This is a genomic window from Stenotrophomonas sp. KH_052 (assembly GCF_057838755.1).
The window spans coordinates 4,079,728-4,097,711 of the sequence record NZ_CM174475.1; the positions used below are offsets into that span (position 1 = coordinate 4,079,728).

The following is a 17,984-nucleotide window of genomic DNA, read 5'->3' on the forward strand; positions in this document are numbered from 1 at the left end:
CGCATCGCCAGTAGTTCCACGCCATGCGTGGATTAGGCGCCATCAGATCTTCAGATAGATCTTCCGCCGGTCCAGCCACCACGCCACGCCCCACCACAGTGCGACGAACACCAGCGCCTGCAGCATCGACGCCAGCTCCAGCGTCTGCGGCATCGCGGTGGCCAACTGCTGCCAGATCCAGCCCCAGGCGCCGGTGGCCATCAACACCACCGACATCACCGATGCCCCGAGATACGCGGTGATCGCATTGACCCCGAAGCGCCGGCCGAGTGCCGGCCAGCCCTTCTGGTCAATCAGTACGTAGCCCAGCCACAGCGCCAGCGCCGCAAGGCCGCCGGTCCACAGCACGTAGCTGGGCGTCCACAGCTGCTTGTTCAACGGCAGTACCACGGCCAGCAGCAAGCCCAGCACGGCAGCAACCGCGCCCAGCCCAGCCAACGCAGCAGTGCGCCGGTTGCGCAGCAGGCCACCCGCCAGCAGGCCAAGCACCGTGCTGGCCAACGCGCCCAGCGTGCTCAGCAGCCCTTCCGGGTCATGGCCGAGCCCGGTATCGGCGTGCCATTGATAGATCCACGGTGCGAACAGCGCGGTATCCAGACGACTGGCCGGATTGGTCCACGGCGCAAGGTCACCGATGCCGAGCAGCAGTACGGTGTACCCCACCAACAGCACGATCAGCGCACCGACCTGCACGCGCGGCAGCGCATACACCGCGAGCACGCCCACCAGCGCCGCGCATACCGCGATCCGCTGCAGTACGCCCCATATGCGGAAGTGATGGGTATCCAGCGCCCACCAGATCAGCAGGTGCAGCAGCGCACCGGCCACCAGGATGCGCAGTGCGCGCTCCAGAACGCCGCGCGCCAGCGCGGGTCGTAAGGCCACGTCCAGCGCGCGTGGCGCCACGCTGAACGCCATCGACACGCCGACCAGGAACAGGAAGAACGGGAACACCAGGTCGGTGGGCGTGCAGCCGTGCCATTCCGAATGACGCAGCGGCGCGAACACCGCACTCCAATCACCCGGGTTGTTGACCAGCAGCATTGCCGCCACGGTGATGCCGCGCAGGGCATCGATCGAGCCCAGCCGGCGTGGCGGCGAACTGTTCATCAGGCGGCCTCGTACTGTCCGGCAATCCAGGTGCCACGTACCCGCAGGGCATCGTCCAGCAGCACCAGGTCGGCCTGGTAGCCCTCGGCGATATGACCCAGGCGATCGTCAACGTTGAGGAACTGCGCCGGATAGGTCGAGGCCATGCGCGCGGCTTCGGCCAGCGGCTGGCCGAGGAGCTGCACGGTGTTGCGCACGGCAGTGGCCATGTCCAGCGCCGAACCGGCCAGCGAACCGGCCGCATTGCGCACCACGCCATCGATGGCGGTGATGGTTTCGCCGTACAGCACGTAACTGGGATCGTCGGCACCGACCGGCGGCATCGCATCGGTGACCAGCAGCAGGCGGCCGCGCGGCTTGGCCGCCAGCGCCACGCGCAGGCTGGCCGGATGCACATGCACACCATCAACGATGATGCCGATCCAGCTGTCGCGGTCTTCCAGCGCAGCGCCGACCGCGCCGGGCTCACGGCCCTGCAACGGCGACATCGCGTTGTACAGGTGGGTGAAGCCGCGCACGCCGGCATCCAGGCCGGCGCGGATCTCTTCATAGGTGCCTGCGGTGTGGCCGGCGGCAACGATCACGCCGCGCTCGACCAGCGCGCGAATGGTCTCCAGCGGCACGCGTTCCGGTGCCAGCGTCAGCAGGGTCACGCCGTTGTCCAGCGATGCGGCCAGCGCGATCTCTGCTTCGTCGGGCAAGCGGAACTTGCTGGCATCGTGCGTGCCCTTGCGGGCCGGCGCGATGTACGGTCCTTCCAGATGGATGCCGATCACCCCTGGTACACCCTGCGCGATCGCCTCGCGCATCGCATCGATGGCTTCACGCATCACGCCCACGTCATCGCTGATCAGCGTCGGCAGCATCGCGGTGGTACCGAAGCGGCGGTGCGCCTGCGCGATGGTCCGCAGCGACGCCACGTCCGGCGTGTTGTTGAACAGCGCGCCGCCGCCACCATTGACCTGCACATCGATGAAGCCAGGCAGCAGCCAGCCACCGCCCAGATCAACCTGCTCGGCGGCCTGGCCCAGCTGCGGCGCTGCATCGGGCAGCAACGCGCTGATGCGGCCGTGCTCGATCACCACCGCCAGATCATCGCGGAATTCGTCGCCGGCAAGGACGCGGGCATTGCGCAGGACCGTTGCCATCACACCGTCTCCGTGACCTTGTTCAGGTGCGGCGGCAAGTCCGGGTTGAAGCCACGACGCAGCGCCAGCGCGTTGATCGCGCGGTAGAAGCTCTGCACGGTCAGCAGCGGTGCGCACAGCGGATGCGGCGCGGCCGCTACCGGCAGGTTGCCACCGGCACCGGCCATCCACACCTGTGCACCGCGCGCGGTGAATTCCTCGACGACGGCACGGGTGCCGGCGCCGGTTTCATCCGGCTGGGCAAAGGCCAGCACCGGGAAACCGCGGTCGACCAGCGCCATCGGGCCATGCTTCACTTCAGCCGAGCTGTAGGCTTCGGCATGCAGGCTGCAGGTTTCCTTGAACTTCAGTGCGGCTTCCTGCGCCGCGCCCAGGCCCAGGCCACGGCCGAGCACGAACAGGTTGGTCGCCTCGACCAGGCCCTCGGTCACCGGCGTCCAGTCGCACTGCCAGGCCTCGCGCATCGCATCCGGCAGCAGATCCAGCGCATTACGCAGGCTGCTGTCCTGCTTCCAGTACGCGGCCAGCTGCAGCAATGCGGCCAGCGAAGCCAGGTAGCTCTTGGTCGCCGCCACACTCTTCTCGGCACCGGCATGCAGCGGAATGACCGTATCGGCCAGCTGCGCCAGCGGCGAATCCTCGACGTTGACCAGTGCGATCACGCGCGCGCCGGCGGCCTTGGCAGCTTCCGCGTTGCGCAGCAGGTCCGGGCTCTTGCCCGACTGCGAGATGACGATGAACAGCGCGCCACGCAGCTGCAGCGGTGCGGCATAGACCGAACCCACCGACGGCGAAGCCGATGCGACCACCAGGCCCAGCTGGGTTTCCAGCAGGTACTTGCCATAGGTGGCGGCATGGTCGGAGCTGCCGCGTGCGCAGGTGACCACGAACGGCGGCGGCGCGGCGCGCAGGCTGGCAGCCAGGGTTTCCATGGTGGCGTGGTTGCGCGAGAACTGGCGCGCGACCACGTCGGCCGCTTCAGCGGCTTCGGCGAACATCAGGGTGGACGTGGGGTCTGACAGCGACATGGCAGGCTCAGGCAGGATCGGAAGGAAGGGGGCGTGCGCCGGCCGGGCGCATTGGCGCGGTCGAACCGCGCACCACCAGCTGCGGCACGAAGCCCTGGTTGTGCAGCGGTGCCGGCGCGTCGTCGTAGGCGTCGCTGCGCAGCTGTGCGATCAGCAGGCGCGCGGCATGGCGGGCGATGTCTTCGGTGGCCTGCTTGGCGGTGGTCAGCGGCGGCCACGACTGGCGCGAGAACGGGCTGTCCTCGAAACCGGCAATCGACAGGTCGTAGGGCACGTTCATGCCGGCCGACTTCGCGGCGGCCAGCACGCCGGCGGCGATTTCGTCGTTGGAACCGAAGATGGCCGTGGGCGGTTCGCGCAGCGCCAGCAGGCGGCGCGCACCACGGAAACCATCGTCGAAGGTGTAGTCGCCCTGCACCACCAGGTGCTTGTCCACGGTCATGCCGTAGTCCTTCAGCGCAGCTTCGTAACCGGCGTAGCGCTCACCCGAGGAACGGTGCGAGATGCCGCCCCAGAGGAAGCCGATGCGCTGGTGGCCCAGCTGGATCAGGTGCTCGGTGATCTCATAGGCGGCCTCGCGGTCGTCCACGAACACGCAGGCGCCGTCGGCCGGGTCTTCGGTGGCCGCGATGATCCGCACCAGTTTGATGCCGCGCGCGGTCAGCGCCTGGATCAGGTCACGACGCTCGGACATCGGCGCGGTCAGTACCAGACCGGCCAGGCGCGAACGCTGCACCCAATCGGCCAGCTCGTCGGCCAGCAGCGGCGAGCTGGAATCGCAGGGATGGATCTGCAGGCCGAAACCGGTCTCGCGGCACGCGGCCAGCACGCCGTTCTGCACGCCGATGATGTGGTACGGGTTCGGGTTGTCGTAGACCAGCCCGATCACGAAGGTGGTGCCACTGCGCAGGTTGCGCGCCGACGGATCGGGCTCGTAGTCCAGCTCGGCGATGGCACGCAGTACCCGCGCGCGGGTGGCCTGCATCACCGAAGGTTCGTTGTTGATCACCCGCGAGACCGTCTTCAACGAGACCTTGGCCTTCTCCGCAACGTCCTTGATGGTCGCTCTGCGCATCGGTTTCCCCTGGGGTTGGCTGCCGTCCATCATCGCCGATCAGACCTTGTCCTGCGGCAGGCCGGCGCGATGGCCGATCACCGAATAGAACAGGATGTACAGGTAGCAGGGCACCATCAGCAGCACGAACACCAGCTGGAAGTCGATGTGCTGCTTGAGCACGGCGAACAGCTGCGGAATGATCGCGCCACCGGCAATGCCCATCACCAGCAGCGCCGAGCCGGTCTCGGTGAAACGGCCCAGGCCGCGAATCGCCAGCGGGAAGATTGCCGGCCACATCATGGCGTTGGCGAAGCCCAGCAGGGCCACGAAGGCCACCGACACATAACCGTGGGTGGCCCAGGCACCGAGGCAGAACACCACGCCCAGCACCGCCGAAATGGTCAGGTAGCGCGACTGCGACACGACCTTGGGGATCAGCAGCAGGCCGACCACGTAGCCCACCAGCATCGCGCCGAGGGTGAGCGAGGTGAACATCTTGGTCTGGTCCAGCGGCAGGTCGAAACCATGGCCGTAGGTGCCGATCGCATCACCGGCCATCACCTCAACGCCCACGTAGACGAACAGGCACAGTACGCCCAGCCACAGGTGCGGGAACTGGAAGATGCTGCGGCGCTCGGCGGCACCGGCAGCCACCGGCGTGGCGTTGGCCTCGGAGGACTTGATTTCCGGCAGCGGCGAGAACAGCACGGCCACCGCCAGCACCACCAGCAGGCCGGCCATGGCCAGGTACGGCGCGTGGATCTTGGCGGCGAATTCGTTGAGCAGCTGCGCCTTGGTGGCTTCGTCCGCAGCGGCCACCGTGGCCGACAGGTCACCGATGCCATGCAGCACCACGGTACCGATCAACACCGGAGCGAGCATGCCGGCGATCTTGTTGCAGATGCCCATCAGCGCGATGCGCCGCGCCGCGGTCTCGATCGGGCCGAGGATGGAGATGTAGGGATTGATCGCGGTCTGCAGCAGGGCCAGGCCACTGCCGATCACGAACAGGCCGCCGAGCGCACCCGGGTACCAGCGCTGGGTGGCGAATTCACCGAACAACGCGGCACCACCGGCCATCACCAGCAGGCTCAGGCTCAGGCCCTTCTTCATGCCGGTACGGCGCAGGATCCACGACGCCGGCAGGGCTAGGAAGAAGTAGGACAGGTAGAACACCATCAGCACCAGGAAGGCGCCGACCTCGCTGAGTTCGAAGGCCAACTTGACGAAGGTGATCAGCGGGCCGTTGAGCCAGGTGAAGAAGCCGATCAGGAAGAACAACACGCCAACGATGGCGATGGAGGTGGCCACGTTCGGGCGCGCGCTTGCAGCGGGGACGGCGGACATCAGGAGGGCTCCTGCGGCGACGGCCGCAGAACGCGGCGTCGGAGAGTGGCTGGGAACAACGTTGTCACATTCTTTCGATGGACAGCTGCGGTTTGTCAACTTCCACGCACGCCTCCGCAAACCTCGTGCTGCACTGCGCAACCCCTCAACAGCGACCCGCGCTGAATGCGCACCAGCCCTTGAGCCCCATGCTGCAACGGTTCCCGCGTGAAAGCAGCACTCACGCCATGTAAACGTTTACTGCATGTCGCATTCGTTGCGACGCAGCAACGAAAGTGTCACGAACTCGTTGACATCGTTGTCAACGCGGTTACAGACTCCGCCCCAATCGCCGCCCCCGATCCTGGGTCCGGCCCCACCTGCTGCAGGAGCCCGCGTGACCGCCAGCCACCCCGCCCCGGCCCATGTCCTGTCCCGAGTCGCGCCCTCGTTCCTGGCCGCCGACGTCGGTGGCACCCATGTGCGCGTTGCCCGGGTCCAGGCCAGCGGTGACGCTGCCCATCCGGTGCAGGTGCTGGAGTACCGCAAGTACCGCAACGCCGACCATGCCGGCCTCAGCGCGATCCTGTCCGACTTCCTCGGCGAAGGCTCGCGGCCCACGCACTGCGTGGTCGCCAGCGCCGGCTATGCCCGCGAGGATGGCACGGTGATCACTGCCAACCTGCCATGGCCGCTGTCGGCGCGCCAGGTGGAGGCCGACGTCGGCCTGCAGCGGGTCTACATCGTCAACGACTTCGAAGCCGTGGCCTACGCCGCCGCGCAGGTTGACGCCAGTGGCGTGCTGCACCTGTGCGGGCCGGACACCGCCGCCCGAGGCCCGACCCTGGTGGTCGGCCCCGGCACGGGTCTGGGTGCCGCGCTGTGGATTCCCACCGCGCACGGACCGGTTGTGCTGCCCACCGAAGCCGGCCAGCCCACCCTGGCGGCCAGCACCGAACTGGAAATGGCCATCGTCCGCCACATGCAGCGCGACCGCGCGCACGTGTCGATCGAACATGCGATCTCCGGCCCGGGCCTGATGAACCTGTACCGCGCGGTGTGTGCGCTGCAGGACCAGGCGCCGACCCTGGCCAGCCCCGACGCGGTCACAGCCGCGGCCATGGCCGATACCGATGCGCACGCGCGCCAGGCGCTGGATGTGTTCTGCGGCCTGCTCGGCAGCACCATCGGCGACATGGCCCTGTTCTACGGCGCCCATGGCGGCGTCTACCTGGCCGGCGGCATCCTGCCGCAGATCCGCGAATACCTGCGCGGCAGCACTTTCGTCGAACGCTACCTGCAGAAGGGGCCGATGGGCGAAGCGCTGGCACGCATCCCGGTGAAGGTGGTCGAACACGGCCAGCTGGGCGTGGTCGGCGCTGCCAGCTGGTACCTGCAGCAGCAGTCCGCCGCCTGACACCGCAACAGGCTTCAACGCAATCGCAGCACGCAGTACGTGGCACGCCAACGCACGGGACTTCGCCGCCGCCCCGCGCATGTCATCGCAACCGTAATCGAACACCGCCGCCGGCATCCATTCGAGTGATGAGGAGAGACATCATGAACACCCGCAAGACCCTGCTTTCGGCCGCCATCGTCAGCTGCATCGCCTTCAGTGCGCATGCGCAGCAAGCCGCCCAGAACGCCACCGACCTGGACACCGTGCAGGTCACCGGTATCCGTGGTTCGATGGAAAAGTCGCTGGACACCAAGCGCGAATCCAATGCGCGCGTGGAAGTGGTCACTGCCGAGGACGTGGGCAAGCTGCCCGCGCACAACGTCGCCGACACCCTGCAGCGCCTGCCCGGCGTCAACATCAGCTCGTCCAGCGCCGATGAAGGCGGCTTCGACGAAGCCGACCGTGTCAGCCTGCGTGGTACCAGCCCGAGCCTGACCCAGACCCTGATCAACGGCCACACCGTCGGTTCGGCCGACTGGTTCGTGCTCAGCCAGGGCAACAACGTCGGCCGCAGCGTCAGCTACTCGCTGCTGCCGTCGGAACTGGTGCGCTCGGTGGAAGTGAACAAGTCCTCGCAGGCCAAGCTGCAGGACGGCGGCACCACCGGTACCGTCAACATCCTCACCCGCAAGCCGCTGGAATTCTCCAAGCAGTTCACTGCGGAAGGCTCGATCGGCATGGTGCGTTCGGACCAGGCCAAGTCGAATGACCCGCAGCTGTCGGCGCTGTTCAACTACAAGAATGACGAAGGCAACTTCGGCGTGATGGTGCAGGCCTTCAGCCAGAAGCGCGAACTGCGCCGCGAAGCGCAGGAAGTGCCGGGCGGCTTCTTCCAGATCGATCCCAACGGCACCGTTGCCAAGTCCAACCCGGACCTGGCGGGCGTGTACGCGCCGGGCCTGCTCGGCTCGACCCTGTTCGAACAGACCCGCGAGCGCAAGGGCGGCCTGGTCTCGCTGCAGTTCAAGCCGTTGGACAACCTGACCCTGGGCCTGGAAGGTTTCAGCTCGGAACTGAAGGCCAACAACTACAACCGCAACTTCATGCTGTGGGGCGGCCGCATCCTCAACGACCGCACTGTTGAAGATGCCAACGGCAACAAGACTCTGATCCCCGGCCAGGCACCGAATCCGGGTTACGTGGTCAAGGATGGCGTGCTGACCAATGCCACTTTTGCCGGCCAGGCCGATCGCGATTACGCGGTCTACGACATGATCTACCGCGAGTCGAAGGCCAAGACCAACTACATCACCTTCGATGCCGACTGGCAGATCAACGACAACCTGGGCATGAAGTTCCAGGCCGGCAACACCAAGGGCACTGGCGATACGCCGCGCCAGTACATCGCCGAGGTCAACCTGGCCCGCGGTGGCGGTGCCAACTGGTCGACCCACGGCAACGGCTCGCCGATCGACTGGAACGTTGGTGGCAACATCAGCCCGGGCGGGGTGACCGATTTCGGTACCTGGGGCAACCAGCAGGTCACCGCGATCGACAAGGAGAAGTGGGCCACGGTCGACTTCAACCAGTACTTCAGCAATGCCGGCGTCCTCAACTCGCTCGACTTCGGTGCCCGTTTCGGCGACCACAAGCGTGAAGCGAAGTCGCCGGAAGGCGCAACCCCCGGCGCAATCTGGAATGCCCTGAAGAACGGCGCGACCGCCAACTTCCCGGGTGGCTTCGCCAACGGCATCGGTGGCAGCTTCCCGCGCGACCTGTGGTACTTCACGCCGGGCGCGTTGAAGGATGCGGTGACCAACAACTCCACCTGGCTGTCCGGCAATGACGGTCCGACCGGCCGCCACAATTACGGCGCCGAGTGGAAGGTGTCGGAGAAGAACTTCGCCGCCTACGTGCAGGCCAACCTCAGCGGCGACCGCTGGAGCGGCAATGTCGGCCTGCGCTACGTCAACATCAAGCAGGACATCGACACCTACGCCGCAGCCACCGGTTCGACCGTGCCGGACGTGAGCAGCCTGTTCGGTGCCTGGACCCGCCAGGCCTTCGACAACAAGCACAACCGCGTGCTGCCCAGCGCCAACCTGAAGTTCGACCTGCGCGATGACCTGGTGCTGCGCTTCGCTGCGTCGCAGACCCAGACCCTGCCCGACTTCTCGGCGCTGGGCGCCTCGTCCTACGGTTCGGACCTGAACCGGACCGGCGGCGGCGGCAACCCGAAGCTGAAGCCGGTGGTGTCGACCAACTTCGACGCCAACCTGGAGTGGTACTTCATGCCGCGCGGCATGCTGTCGGTCGGTGCCTACTCCATGCGCCTGAAGGACTACGTGGCCTTCAGCACCGAGAAGGAAATGCTGTTCAGCGAGCTGACCAACCGCCTCGAGGAATACAACATTTCGCGGCCGAGGAACGCCGACGGCAAGGTACGCGGCATCGAAGTGGCCTATGAGCAGCCGATCGGCGAGTACTTCGGCGTCAATGCCAACTACACCTACGCCGATGGCAGCACCGAACATACCTGGGCCGACGGCAGCGACAACCTGCTGGGCACTTCGAAGAACACCTACAACGTGGGTGCCTACTTCGAGAACGACACCTTCGGTGCACGCCTCAGCTACACCCGCCGTTCGTCGTTCCTGATCGGCCTGTCCGGTGCCAACCCGTACTACCAGGATGACTTCGGCACGCTGTCGGCATCGCTGAGCTACAAGGCCACCGACTGGCTGAGCATCAGCCTGGATGGCCTGAACCTCAACAACCCGACCTACAAGTACTACCAGACCGCGGCCATCCCGACCTCGTTCTACAGCAACGGTCGCCAGTACTACCTCAACTTCCGCTTCAAGTACTGATCCAGCGGCGGCAACATCGCCGAGTCGTGCACGCACGCCGGGCCTGGGTCATTCCGGGCCCGGCGTTTTTCATGTATAGCGTTCATCGCACCGTTCCAAGGAGTCGTTCCGATGGTCAAGCCTTCCCGCGCCCGGATGCGCAGCGCAGTGCTGCTGGGCAGCCTGCTCGCTCTGCTGCCGGCACTGCCGGCACTCGCCGCCGATCCCACGCCTGCCGCTGAAGCACCCGGCCCGCAGCTGCGCGCCGGCAGCCTGATGCTGATTCCCGCCCCCAGCAATGTGCAGGCCGGCCAGGGCAGCGGCATCACCGTTCGCGCCGATACCGTGCTGCAGGCCGAAGGCGAAGTCGCGCAGCGCGTCGCCGCCCAGTTCGCCGACCTGCTGGCCCGCAGTGGTGGCCCGCGCCTGGTCCTGGCCAAGGGCAAGGCTGCAGCCAAGACCGGCAGCATCCGCTTCCAGATCGTGCCCACCTTCCGCGACAGCGGCGAAAGCTACACGCTGGAGAGCACCGCGCAGGGCGTGGTGATCCAGGCCGGCAACGAGACAGGTCTTTTCTACGGCGCGACCACCCTGGCCCAGCTCGCCACCGGCGGCAGCAACGGCGTGCTGCCGGCAGTGCAGATCCAGGACGCGCCGCGCTTCAGCTGGCGCGGCTTCATGCTCGACTCGGCGCGGCATTTCCAGAGCCTGGACGAGATCAAGCGCGTGCTCGATGCAATGGCCGCGCACAAGCTCAATACCTTCCATTGGCATCTCACCGATGACCAGGGCTGGCGCATGGAGATCAAGCGCTACCCGAAGCTGACCGAAGTGGGCAGCTGCCGCCTGCCGGCCGGCGACGGTGGCATCGATCCGGTCAGTGGCCAGGAACATCCGTACTGCGGCTTCTACACGCAGGAGCAGATCCGCGAGGTGATCGCCTACGCCGCCAAACTGCATATCCAGGTGATTCCGGAAATCGACGTGCCCGGCCATGCGACCGCTGCGATCGCCGCTTATCCCGAACTGGGCACCATCGATACACCACTGAAGCCGCTCAGCGAATGGGGCGTGTTCCCCAACCTGTTCAACGTCGAAGACAGCACGGTGACCTTCCTCGAGAACGTGCTGGAAGAAGTGATCGAACTGTTCCCCGCCAAGTACGTGCACGTGGGTGGCGACGAGGCGGTCAAGGACCAGTGGGAAGCTTCGAAGCAGGTGCAGCAGCGCATGCATGCGCTGGGCATCAAGGATGAAATGGCCATGCAGAGCCACATCATCAAGCGCCTGGAGACGTTCCTGGAGGAGCACGACCGGCGCCTGATCGGCTGGGACGAGATCCTCGAAGGCGGGCTGCCGCCGCAGGCCACGGTGATGTCATGGCAGGGCACCGAAGGTGGTCTGGCTGCAGCCAGTGCCGGCCATGACGTGATCATGTCGCCGGTCGGCTACCTGTACCTGGACTACCTGCAGACCGCCTCGCCGAACGAGCCGCCGGGTCGTCCGACCCAGGTCAACCTCGGCAAACTCTACAACTTCGAACCGGTACCGACCGAGCTGGCGGCCGACAAGCGCGGGCACATCCTCGGCCTGCAGGCCAACATGTTCACCGAGCACACGCGCAGCTATGCGCGCCTGCAGCACAACCTGTTCCCGCGCCTGGCCGCTGTGGCCGAGACCGGTTGGAGCACGCCGGAGCGTCGTGATTTCCGCGATTTCCTCGCACGCCTGCCGGCACAGCTGCAGCGCTACCGTGCCTGGGGCCTGGCCTACGCGCAGACCCCGTTCGAAGTGGGCGTGGACTACACCGACAGCCGCGCGGCCAACACGGTGACTCTGTCGCTGGCCAACCCGCTGGGCTATGAAGTGCGCTACAGCACCGACGGACAGCCAGTGACCGCGCAGTCGCCGCTGTACCAGCAGCCGCTGACCACGCAGCTGCCCGCCAACGTGCAGGCCGCCGCGTTCTACCAGGGCCAGATTCTGGCCGCGAGGCCGACGGTCGCGGACTTCAGCGCACAATCGCTGCTCAGCCGCCGCAGCGATGAACTGCTCAGCTGCGTGGGCAAGAAGGGGTTGGTGCTGCGCCTGGAAGACGATGGCCCGCGCGAAGGCAACCGTGCGGTATTCAACGTCGACATCTTCCAGCCGTGCTGGCGCTGGCCGCAGGCGCAGCTGGACGGCATCGGCAGCGTGGAAGTGCGTGCCGGCCGCATTCCGTACTACTTCCAGCTGGCCCACGACGAGCCCAAGCGCCGCTTCGAGAAGGCCAAGCGTGCGCACGGCGAGATGCAGGTGCGTCGCGGAGACTGCAGCGGCAGGGTGCTGGCCGAAGTCCCATTGCCGGCCAAGCCGGATGCCGATGGCTTCGTGACCCTGCGCGCCACGCTGCCGAAGGGGACCCAGGGCAGCGCTGACCTGTGCATCAACTTCACCGGCGATACGCGCCCGGCGATGTGGGTGCTGGATGAGGTCACGCTGGGGAAGTAACGGCAGGTCTGTCCTGGTGGGTGCCGACCTTGGTCGGCACCTCAGGCAGTTCATCCACGCGCGGCGTGGATCTACTGAAATCCCATCCACGCGCGGCGTGGATCTACTGAAATTCCATCCAGGCGCGGCGTGGATCTACTGTAGAGCCGAGCCCATGCTCGGCTGCTTTTCAACCGGAAAGCCGAGCATGGGCTCGGCTCTACAGCACGCCTTTACCCGCGCCAGCGCAGCAGCAGGTCGCGCAGCGGGGTCAGCGCGGTGACCATACCGGCCAACACGCCGATCGTATTGGCGATGGCATCCATCGGGTCGGCCATGCGATTGCTGGTCAGCGCGCCCTGCGCGAACTCGATACCGATGCCCATCAGTACCAGGCCCACGCCCACCCACAGCAGCGGGCGGCCGCGACGGAACAGCTGCACCGCGCTGCCGGCGAGGATGAAATAGGCGAGGAAGTGCTCGCCCTTGTCGCTGTTTTCCGGCAGCGGAATCGGCGGCGGCGGGATCAGGCAGACCACGATCACCAACAGCACCGCCAGCGCCCACAGCACGGCCCACAGGCGCGGCCGCTGCAGCGGCTTGATCACTGGCAACGCGTGGCTCACAGGCGCCAGCTCAGGTCACCCAGCTCGAACGCCGGCTCGAAATCGACGTCGCGCTGCAGGCCGATGGCCTGGAAGCGCTCGCCCATCTCGGTCGGCAGGGTCAGCTTCTTCACCTGGTCACGCAGCTGGATGCGCCCCACTTCATCGGTGCGTTCCTCGGCCAGCAGCAGCACCTGGTCCAGGCCGTTGCCAAGCAGGAAACTGGCCTGGCTGCAGTAACCGGCCAGCTCGAAACCGGCGTGCATGCCGGCCTCGGCCATCGCGGTGAAATCCACCGACGCCGTGATGTCCTGCAGGCCCGGCCAGCGGTAGATCTCGTTGTGCACGTGCTGGCGATAGAACGCGCGCACGGTGCCGTCATCGCGATCTTCCATGTAGAACTCGCCACGGTTGTAGCCGTAGTCGACGAACAGCATCGCGCCACGCTGCAGGCCACCGGCCACCGCCTGCAGCCAGTACGGCAGCTGCGGCAGCACTTCGGAGCGGTAGCCCTCGGCAAAAGGCTTTTCCAGGTAGCGTTCAAGATGGCGCACCGCACCGTTGAGCAGGACGTCGGCCGGCTGCGCACCGCGGATGAAGTTGCCATCGCCATCGAGCTCGACGGTTTCCTCGTAGACCTCGCCGTCCCTGATCAGGAAGCGTGGGGTCGGCAGCGCGTCGATCACCTCGTTGGCGAACACCACGCCCTCCCAATCCTCTTCAAACGGGCGGTCGACCCAGTCCACGCGCGCGGCCAGCTCCGCCGGCAGGTTCTGCTGCAGGCGCTGCTGCTGGCGCTCGCGCAGGTCCGCACTGGGTTCGAGGATGGCGTAGCGCGCCGGCAGTGCGTCCAGCTCGGCCAGGCGCAGCAGCACCGCTTCGGCGAAGGCGCCGGTGCCGCCGCCCAGCTCCAGCATGCGCGCCTGAGCGCCCAACTGGGCGAACACCGGGGCCAGCGCATTGGCCACGCTGCCGGCGAACAGGCTGCCGAGCTCGGGCGCGGTGGTGAAATCGCCGCTGCCGCCGAACTTGCTGGCGCCGGCGCTGTAATAGCCCCAGCCGGGGGCATACAGGCACAGCTCCATGAACCGCGAGAACGGCATCGCCCCGCCCTGCGCAAGGATTTCAGCGCGCAGGGCGGCGGCCAGCTGGTCGCTGTGGGCCAGGGCATCGGCTTCGGGCAGAGGGAACGTGGGCTGCATGGCGTCTTCGAATGCGGTGACAATGGTGCACAGGATAGCCGAGCCTTGGAGGACCCTCGATGAGCGACACCACCCCCGTGGTCCTGATCACCGGCAGCGCGCGCCGGATCGGTGCGGCCATTGCCCGCCAGTTCCATGCCTGTGGCTGGTCGGTGGTGCTGCATGCCAACACCTCCAGCGCCGAGCTGCAGCAGGCCGCGTTCGATTTCGACAACGTGCGCCCCGGCAGCGTGCTGGCGCTGCAGGCCGACCTGCGTGACGCCGATGCCCTGACCGATCTGGTGGAACAGGCCGTGACCCACTTCGGCCGCCTGGATGCGCTGGTCAACAACGCCTCCAACTTCTTCCCTACCCCGCTGGGCCAGGTCACCGCCGAGGCGATGGACGAGCTGTATGCAGTCAACGCACGGGCACCACTGCTGCTGTCACAGGCGGCAGCTCCGTACCTGCGCCGCCAGCACGGCTGCATCGTCAACCTGACCGACCTGCACGGCACCGACCCCATGCGCGACCACATCGCCTACACGATGGCCAAGGCCGCGCTGGAGATGGCCACCCGCTCGCTGGCGCTGGAACTGGCGCCGAAGGTGCGGGTCAACGCAGTGGCCCCCGGCGCGATCCTGTGGCCGGAACAGGGCAAGGACGATTTCGCCCGCGAGGCGCTGCTGGCGCGCACGCCGCTGGCGCGGATCGGCACCGTGGAAGAGATCGCCGAGGCGGTGTACTGGCTGGTGGCCGATGCCAGCTTCGTCACCGGCCATACCCTGCGCGTGGATGGCGGGCGTACGGTCAGCTGACGATCCGCCGGGCATGGCCCGGCGCTACCGGGTCACGTAGATCCGTAGCGCCGGGCCATGCCCGGCGAGCCCAGCGGCCATCATTCGAGGTCCACGACCTCGAACGCTTCGCCAAACTGCCTGTGCGCACGCCACAGCGTGGCCAGGTCCTGGCCGCTGACCGGGTCGATGAAGTCCGGCGCAATGTCGGCCAGCGGCTTCAGTACGAAGGCGTGCTTCAGCTCCGGACGCGGGATGCGCAGGTGGCCAGGGCCCTCCACCACCAGGTCGCCGTAGAACACCACATCGATGTCCAGGGTCCGGTCGGAGAAGCGCGGGCCACTGCGGTCACGCCCGTGCGCGTCTTCCAGCGCATGCAGCCAGTCGTCCAGTTCCTGCAGCGGCAGCTCGGTCTCGATCGCCACCGCATTGTTGAGGAAGGCCGGGCCATCGAAGCCGACCGCAGCGGTACGGTAGGCGGGTGACACCTGCAGCGCGCCGAAGCGCTCGCGCAGGGCCGTCACCGCGGCGTGGAGGTAGCGGCGGGGCTGGACGTTGCTGCCCAGGCTCAGGAGCACGGTGGTCATGCGGTTCAGGTGACGGCACTTGGGGGGCGTGGACATGCCGTCGTCACGGCGGCCTGCCTACAATCCGGGACGCACATGATAGGGCACCGACATGACCTATTGCGTTGGAATCGAGGTGGACGAGGGCCTGGTCTTCGCCGCCGACACCCGGACCAATGCCTCGCTGGACGATGTGCGCGTGCACCGCAAGCTGCACGTGTTCGATTACCCCGGCCAGGCAGCCTACGTACTGATGGCGGCTGGCAACCTGGCCACCACCCAGCTGCTGGTGTCGCGCCTGGTCCGCGACGCCGACGAGCGGCGTACGCCCAACCTGCGTGACATGGCCCACCTGTTCGAGGCCGCAGCCTACGTTGGCCAGTTGCTGGTCGACAGCCAGGTCAAGACCGAGCACAGCGAGCACGGCCATGACGGGGTCAACACCCAGGCCACGCTGATCTTCGGCGGCCAGGTTGCCGGTGAACGCCCAGGGTTGTACATGGTCTACCCGTTGGGCAACGCCATCGCCGCCTCGCCGGAGACGCCCTACCTGCAGATCGGCGAATCCAAGTACGGCAAGCCGATCCTCGACCGCATCCTCAGCCCGGCAACACGTCTGGAAGATGCCGCACGCACGGCCATCGTCTCGCTGGACTCCACCATCCGCTCCAACCTGTCGGTGGGCCTGCCGATCGACCTGGCGCTGCTGCGCGATGGCGAACTGCGCATCGGCCAGCAGCTGCGGCTGGGTGCGGATTCAGCGCTGTATGCCGACATCCACCAGAACTGGTCGCGACGGCTGGAGCAGGCGGTGGACAGCCTGCCGCGGTTTCCGTGGGAAACCACGGATCGCCCGGTCTGACCTGCCGCCGGGCATGGCCCGGCGCTACCCACAACCTTCGGTAGCGCCGGGCCATGCCCGGCGAGGCGCAGTCAGCCCAGCGCTTCGGCCACCGCGCGGAACACCTGCTGCATCTGCAGCGGCTTGCGCAGCACGTGCACTTCCACGCCAGCGGGGAATGCATCGGCCGATACATCCACCGTTGCGTCTTCCAGCACCAGCGCCGGGCCGCGATAGCCCAGTACAGCCATCTCGCCCAGCAGCTGGCTGGCCGGCAGCAGCTTGGAACCGGCGTCGGCGATCACCAGTGCCGGCAACGCCTCCTGCTGCATCCAGCGCAGCGCCGCCGGACCATCGGATGCCAACTGCAGCTGATAGCCCTGGCTGGACAGCGCATTACCGAGCAGCGACAGGCGGGTGGCTTCGCCATCGACCACCAGGATCGACTGGCCACTGCCCAGCGCCACCAGCTGCTCGATCGGCTCGCTGCCATCAATGGCCTCGTGCATCGGCAGTCGCAGTTCAAAACACGTTCCCTGCCCCGGCTGGCTGCTGACGTGGATGCTGCCGCCGGCACCTTCAACGATGCGCTTGCAGGAAATCAGGCCCAGGCCGGTGCCATCGGCCTTGGTGGTGAAGAACGGGTTGAACAGGTGCGAGAGCGTGTCCGCATCCATGCCGATGCCCTCATCGACCACACGGATCTGCATCCAGTCCACGCCATCGCGCTGGCCGGCATGGCTGGCGGTCAGGCTCAGCCGGCCACCGTTGGGCATCGCCTGGATCGCGTTGAGCGCCAGATTCAACATCACCTGCTGCAACTCGGTGTAATTGGCATCGACCACCAGGCCCTGGTCCTGCACCTGCAGTTCCAGACGCACGGCATCGGGCACGTTGCTGCGCAACAGCAGTGCCACCGCATCGAACAGGCCATCGATCTCGATGCGTTCACTCGGCTTGCGCGAGCCACGCACGAACGACAGCATGGATTCGGCCATCTCGTGGCCACGACGGCCGCACTCGGCGATGACATCGGCCAGGTGGTGCAGCTGTGGATCGTCGGTACGGGCCTTCAGTAGGTCCGGCATGATCAGCAGCGGCTGCAGGATGTTGCGCAGGTCATGGCTGAGGCCGGCGGCGAGCAGCGACAGGCTCTCCAGCCGCTGCGCGCGCATCAGCTCGGTTTCCACGCGTGCGCGTTCAACCGCACTGCGCGCCTCGCGGATCGCGCGCGCCACCGCCGACGGCAGGCGCGCCGGCAGGTGCTTGATGATGTAGTCGTTGGCACCCTTCTGCAGCGCCGCCACCGCGTTCTCCTCACCCATGGTGCCGGAGACGAAGATGAAGGGCACTTCCGGTGAGGTCTCGCGCACGATGCGCAGTGCATCGTCACCGGAGAATCCCGGCATGCTCAGGTCGGACAGCACGATGTCCGGCACGAACGCAGCCAGCGCCTGGCGCAGCTCGACCTCGCTCTCGACACGCTCGAAACGGGCTTCCAGGCCCGCATCGAGCATCTGTTCGGACATCAGCTCGGCATCTTCCGGGGAATCTTCCACCAGCAGGATGCGCAGCGCCCCCAGGGCGGGACCGGTCAGGGGCATGGGC

The 17,984-nt window shown here is 66.9% G+C and carries 14 protein-coding genes; 5 read left to right on the top strand and 9 right to left on the bottom strand.

All coding sequences use genetic code 11. The features are described from left to right. Window positions 1-42: 42 nt before the first annotated feature. The 5 genes from AC3ITW_RS18660 to AC3ITW_RS18680 are packed head-to-tail and all read right to left on the bottom strand — an operon-like array spanning window position 43 to window position 5,690. Entirely contained in the window at window positions 43-1,110 is a 1,068-nt protein-coding gene (locus AC3ITW_RS18660; RefSeq protein WP_100469554.1) for an acyltransferase family protein, read from the bottom strand. Further along, window positions 1,110-2,258, bottom strand: a complete 1,149-nt coding sequence (gene nagA / locus AC3ITW_RS18665; RefSeq protein ID WP_489389834.1) for an N-acetylglucosamine-6-phosphate deacetylase — start codon at window positions 2,256-2,258, stop codon at window positions 1,110-1,112. The genes AC3ITW_RS18660 and nagA overlap by 1 nt, the downstream gene beginning before the upstream one ends. After that, the gene (locus AC3ITW_RS18670; RefSeq protein WP_012512110.1) at window positions 2,258-3,286 is read right to left on the bottom strand and encodes an SIS domain-containing protein; all 1,029 of its coding nucleotides are present in this window, start codon (window positions 3,284-3,286) and stop codon (window positions 2,258-2,260) included. Before AC3ITW_RS18670 ends, nagA begins: the two co-directional genes overlap by 1 nt. Window positions 3,287-3,293: 7 nt before the next feature. Then, window positions 3,294-4,361 (bottom strand): LacI family DNA-binding transcriptional regulator, encoded by a 1,068-nt coding sequence (locus tag AC3ITW_RS18675; protein WP_006391719.1) that lies wholly within the window; start codon window positions 4,359-4,361, stop codon window positions 3,294-3,296. A gap of 39 nt (window positions 4,362-4,400) precedes the next feature. Beyond that, complete coding sequence (locus AC3ITW_RS18680; protein WP_006391721.1) at window positions 4,401-5,690, bottom strand: sugar MFS transporter; 1,290 nt, start codon at window positions 5,688-5,690, stop codon at window positions 4,401-4,403. Window positions 5,691-6,066: 376 nt separating this feature from the next. Here AC3ITW_RS18680 and AC3ITW_RS18685 point away from each other — a divergent pair, with 376 nt between their 5' ends. The 3 genes from AC3ITW_RS18685 to AC3ITW_RS18695 all read left to right on the top strand — a co-directional run bounded on the left by AC3ITW_RS18685 (window position 6,067) and on the right by AC3ITW_RS18695 (window position 12,407). Beyond that, window positions 6,067-7,086: a glucokinase family protein gene (locus tag AC3ITW_RS18685; protein WP_012512112.1), complete on the top strand. Its 1,020-nt coding sequence runs from the start codon at window positions 6,067-6,069 to the stop codon at window positions 7,084-7,086. A gap of 143 nt (window positions 7,087-7,229) precedes the next feature. Beyond that, entirely contained in the window at window positions 7,230-9,938 is a 2,709-nt protein-coding gene (locus AC3ITW_RS18690; protein ID WP_012512113.1) for a TonB-dependent receptor, read from the top strand. A gap of 111 nt (window positions 9,939-10,049) precedes the next feature. Continuing rightward, the gene (locus tag AC3ITW_RS18695) at window positions 10,050-12,407 is read left to right on the top strand and encodes a beta-N-acetylhexosaminidase (RefSeq protein WP_006391724.1); all 2,358 of its coding nucleotides are present in this window, start codon (window positions 10,050-10,052) and stop codon (window positions 12,405-12,407) included. 212 nt (window positions 12,408-12,619) lie between these two features. Here AC3ITW_RS18695 and AC3ITW_RS18700 read toward each other — a convergent pair whose 3' ends face one another. Continuing rightward, on the bottom strand, window positions 12,620-13,012 hold the full coding sequence (locus tag AC3ITW_RS18700; protein ID WP_012512115.1) for a VanZ family protein: 393 nt from the start codon (window positions 13,010-13,012) through the stop codon (window positions 12,620-12,622). Beyond that, window positions 13,009-14,193 carry a class I SAM-dependent methyltransferase gene (locus tag AC3ITW_RS18705; RefSeq protein WP_012512116.1) on the bottom strand — a complete coding sequence of 395 codons (1,185 nt, stop codon included), beginning with the start codon at window positions 14,191-14,193 and terminating at the stop codon, window positions 13,009-13,011. The genes AC3ITW_RS18700 and AC3ITW_RS18705 overlap by 4 nt, the downstream gene beginning before the upstream one ends. A gap of 59 nt (window positions 14,194-14,252) precedes the next feature. On the opposite strand from AC3ITW_RS18705, the gene AC3ITW_RS18710 reads away from it, so the two are divergent. Further along, window positions 14,253-14,990: a pteridine reductase gene (locus AC3ITW_RS18710; protein WP_006391894.1), complete on the top strand. Its 738-nt coding sequence runs from the start codon at window positions 14,253-14,255 to the stop codon at window positions 14,988-14,990. Between the two features lie 80 nt (window positions 14,991-15,070). Here AC3ITW_RS18710 and folK read toward each other — a convergent pair whose 3' ends face one another. After that, a complete protein-coding gene (gene folK, locus AC3ITW_RS18715; RefSeq protein WP_065724673.1) occupies window positions 15,071-15,556 on the bottom strand; it encodes a 2-amino-4-hydroxy-6-hydroxymethyldihydropteridine diphosphokinase in 486 nt (161 codons plus the stop codon). Between the two features lie 91 nt (window positions 15,557-15,647). On the opposite strand from folK, the gene AC3ITW_RS18720 reads away from it, so the two are divergent. After that, window positions 15,648-16,397, top strand: a complete 750-nt coding sequence (locus AC3ITW_RS18720) for a proteasome-type protease (RefSeq protein ID WP_489389835.1) — start codon at window positions 15,648-15,650, stop codon at window positions 16,395-16,397. Between the two features lie 71 nt (window positions 16,398-16,468). On the opposite strand, the gene AC3ITW_RS18725 is transcribed toward AC3ITW_RS18720, so the two are convergent. Further along, on the bottom strand, window positions 16,469-17,980 hold the full coding sequence (locus AC3ITW_RS18725) for an ATP-binding response regulator (RefSeq protein ID WP_012512119.1): 1,512 nt from the start codon (window positions 17,978-17,980) through the stop codon (window positions 16,469-16,471). Window positions 17,981-17,984 lie beyond the last annotated feature (4 nt).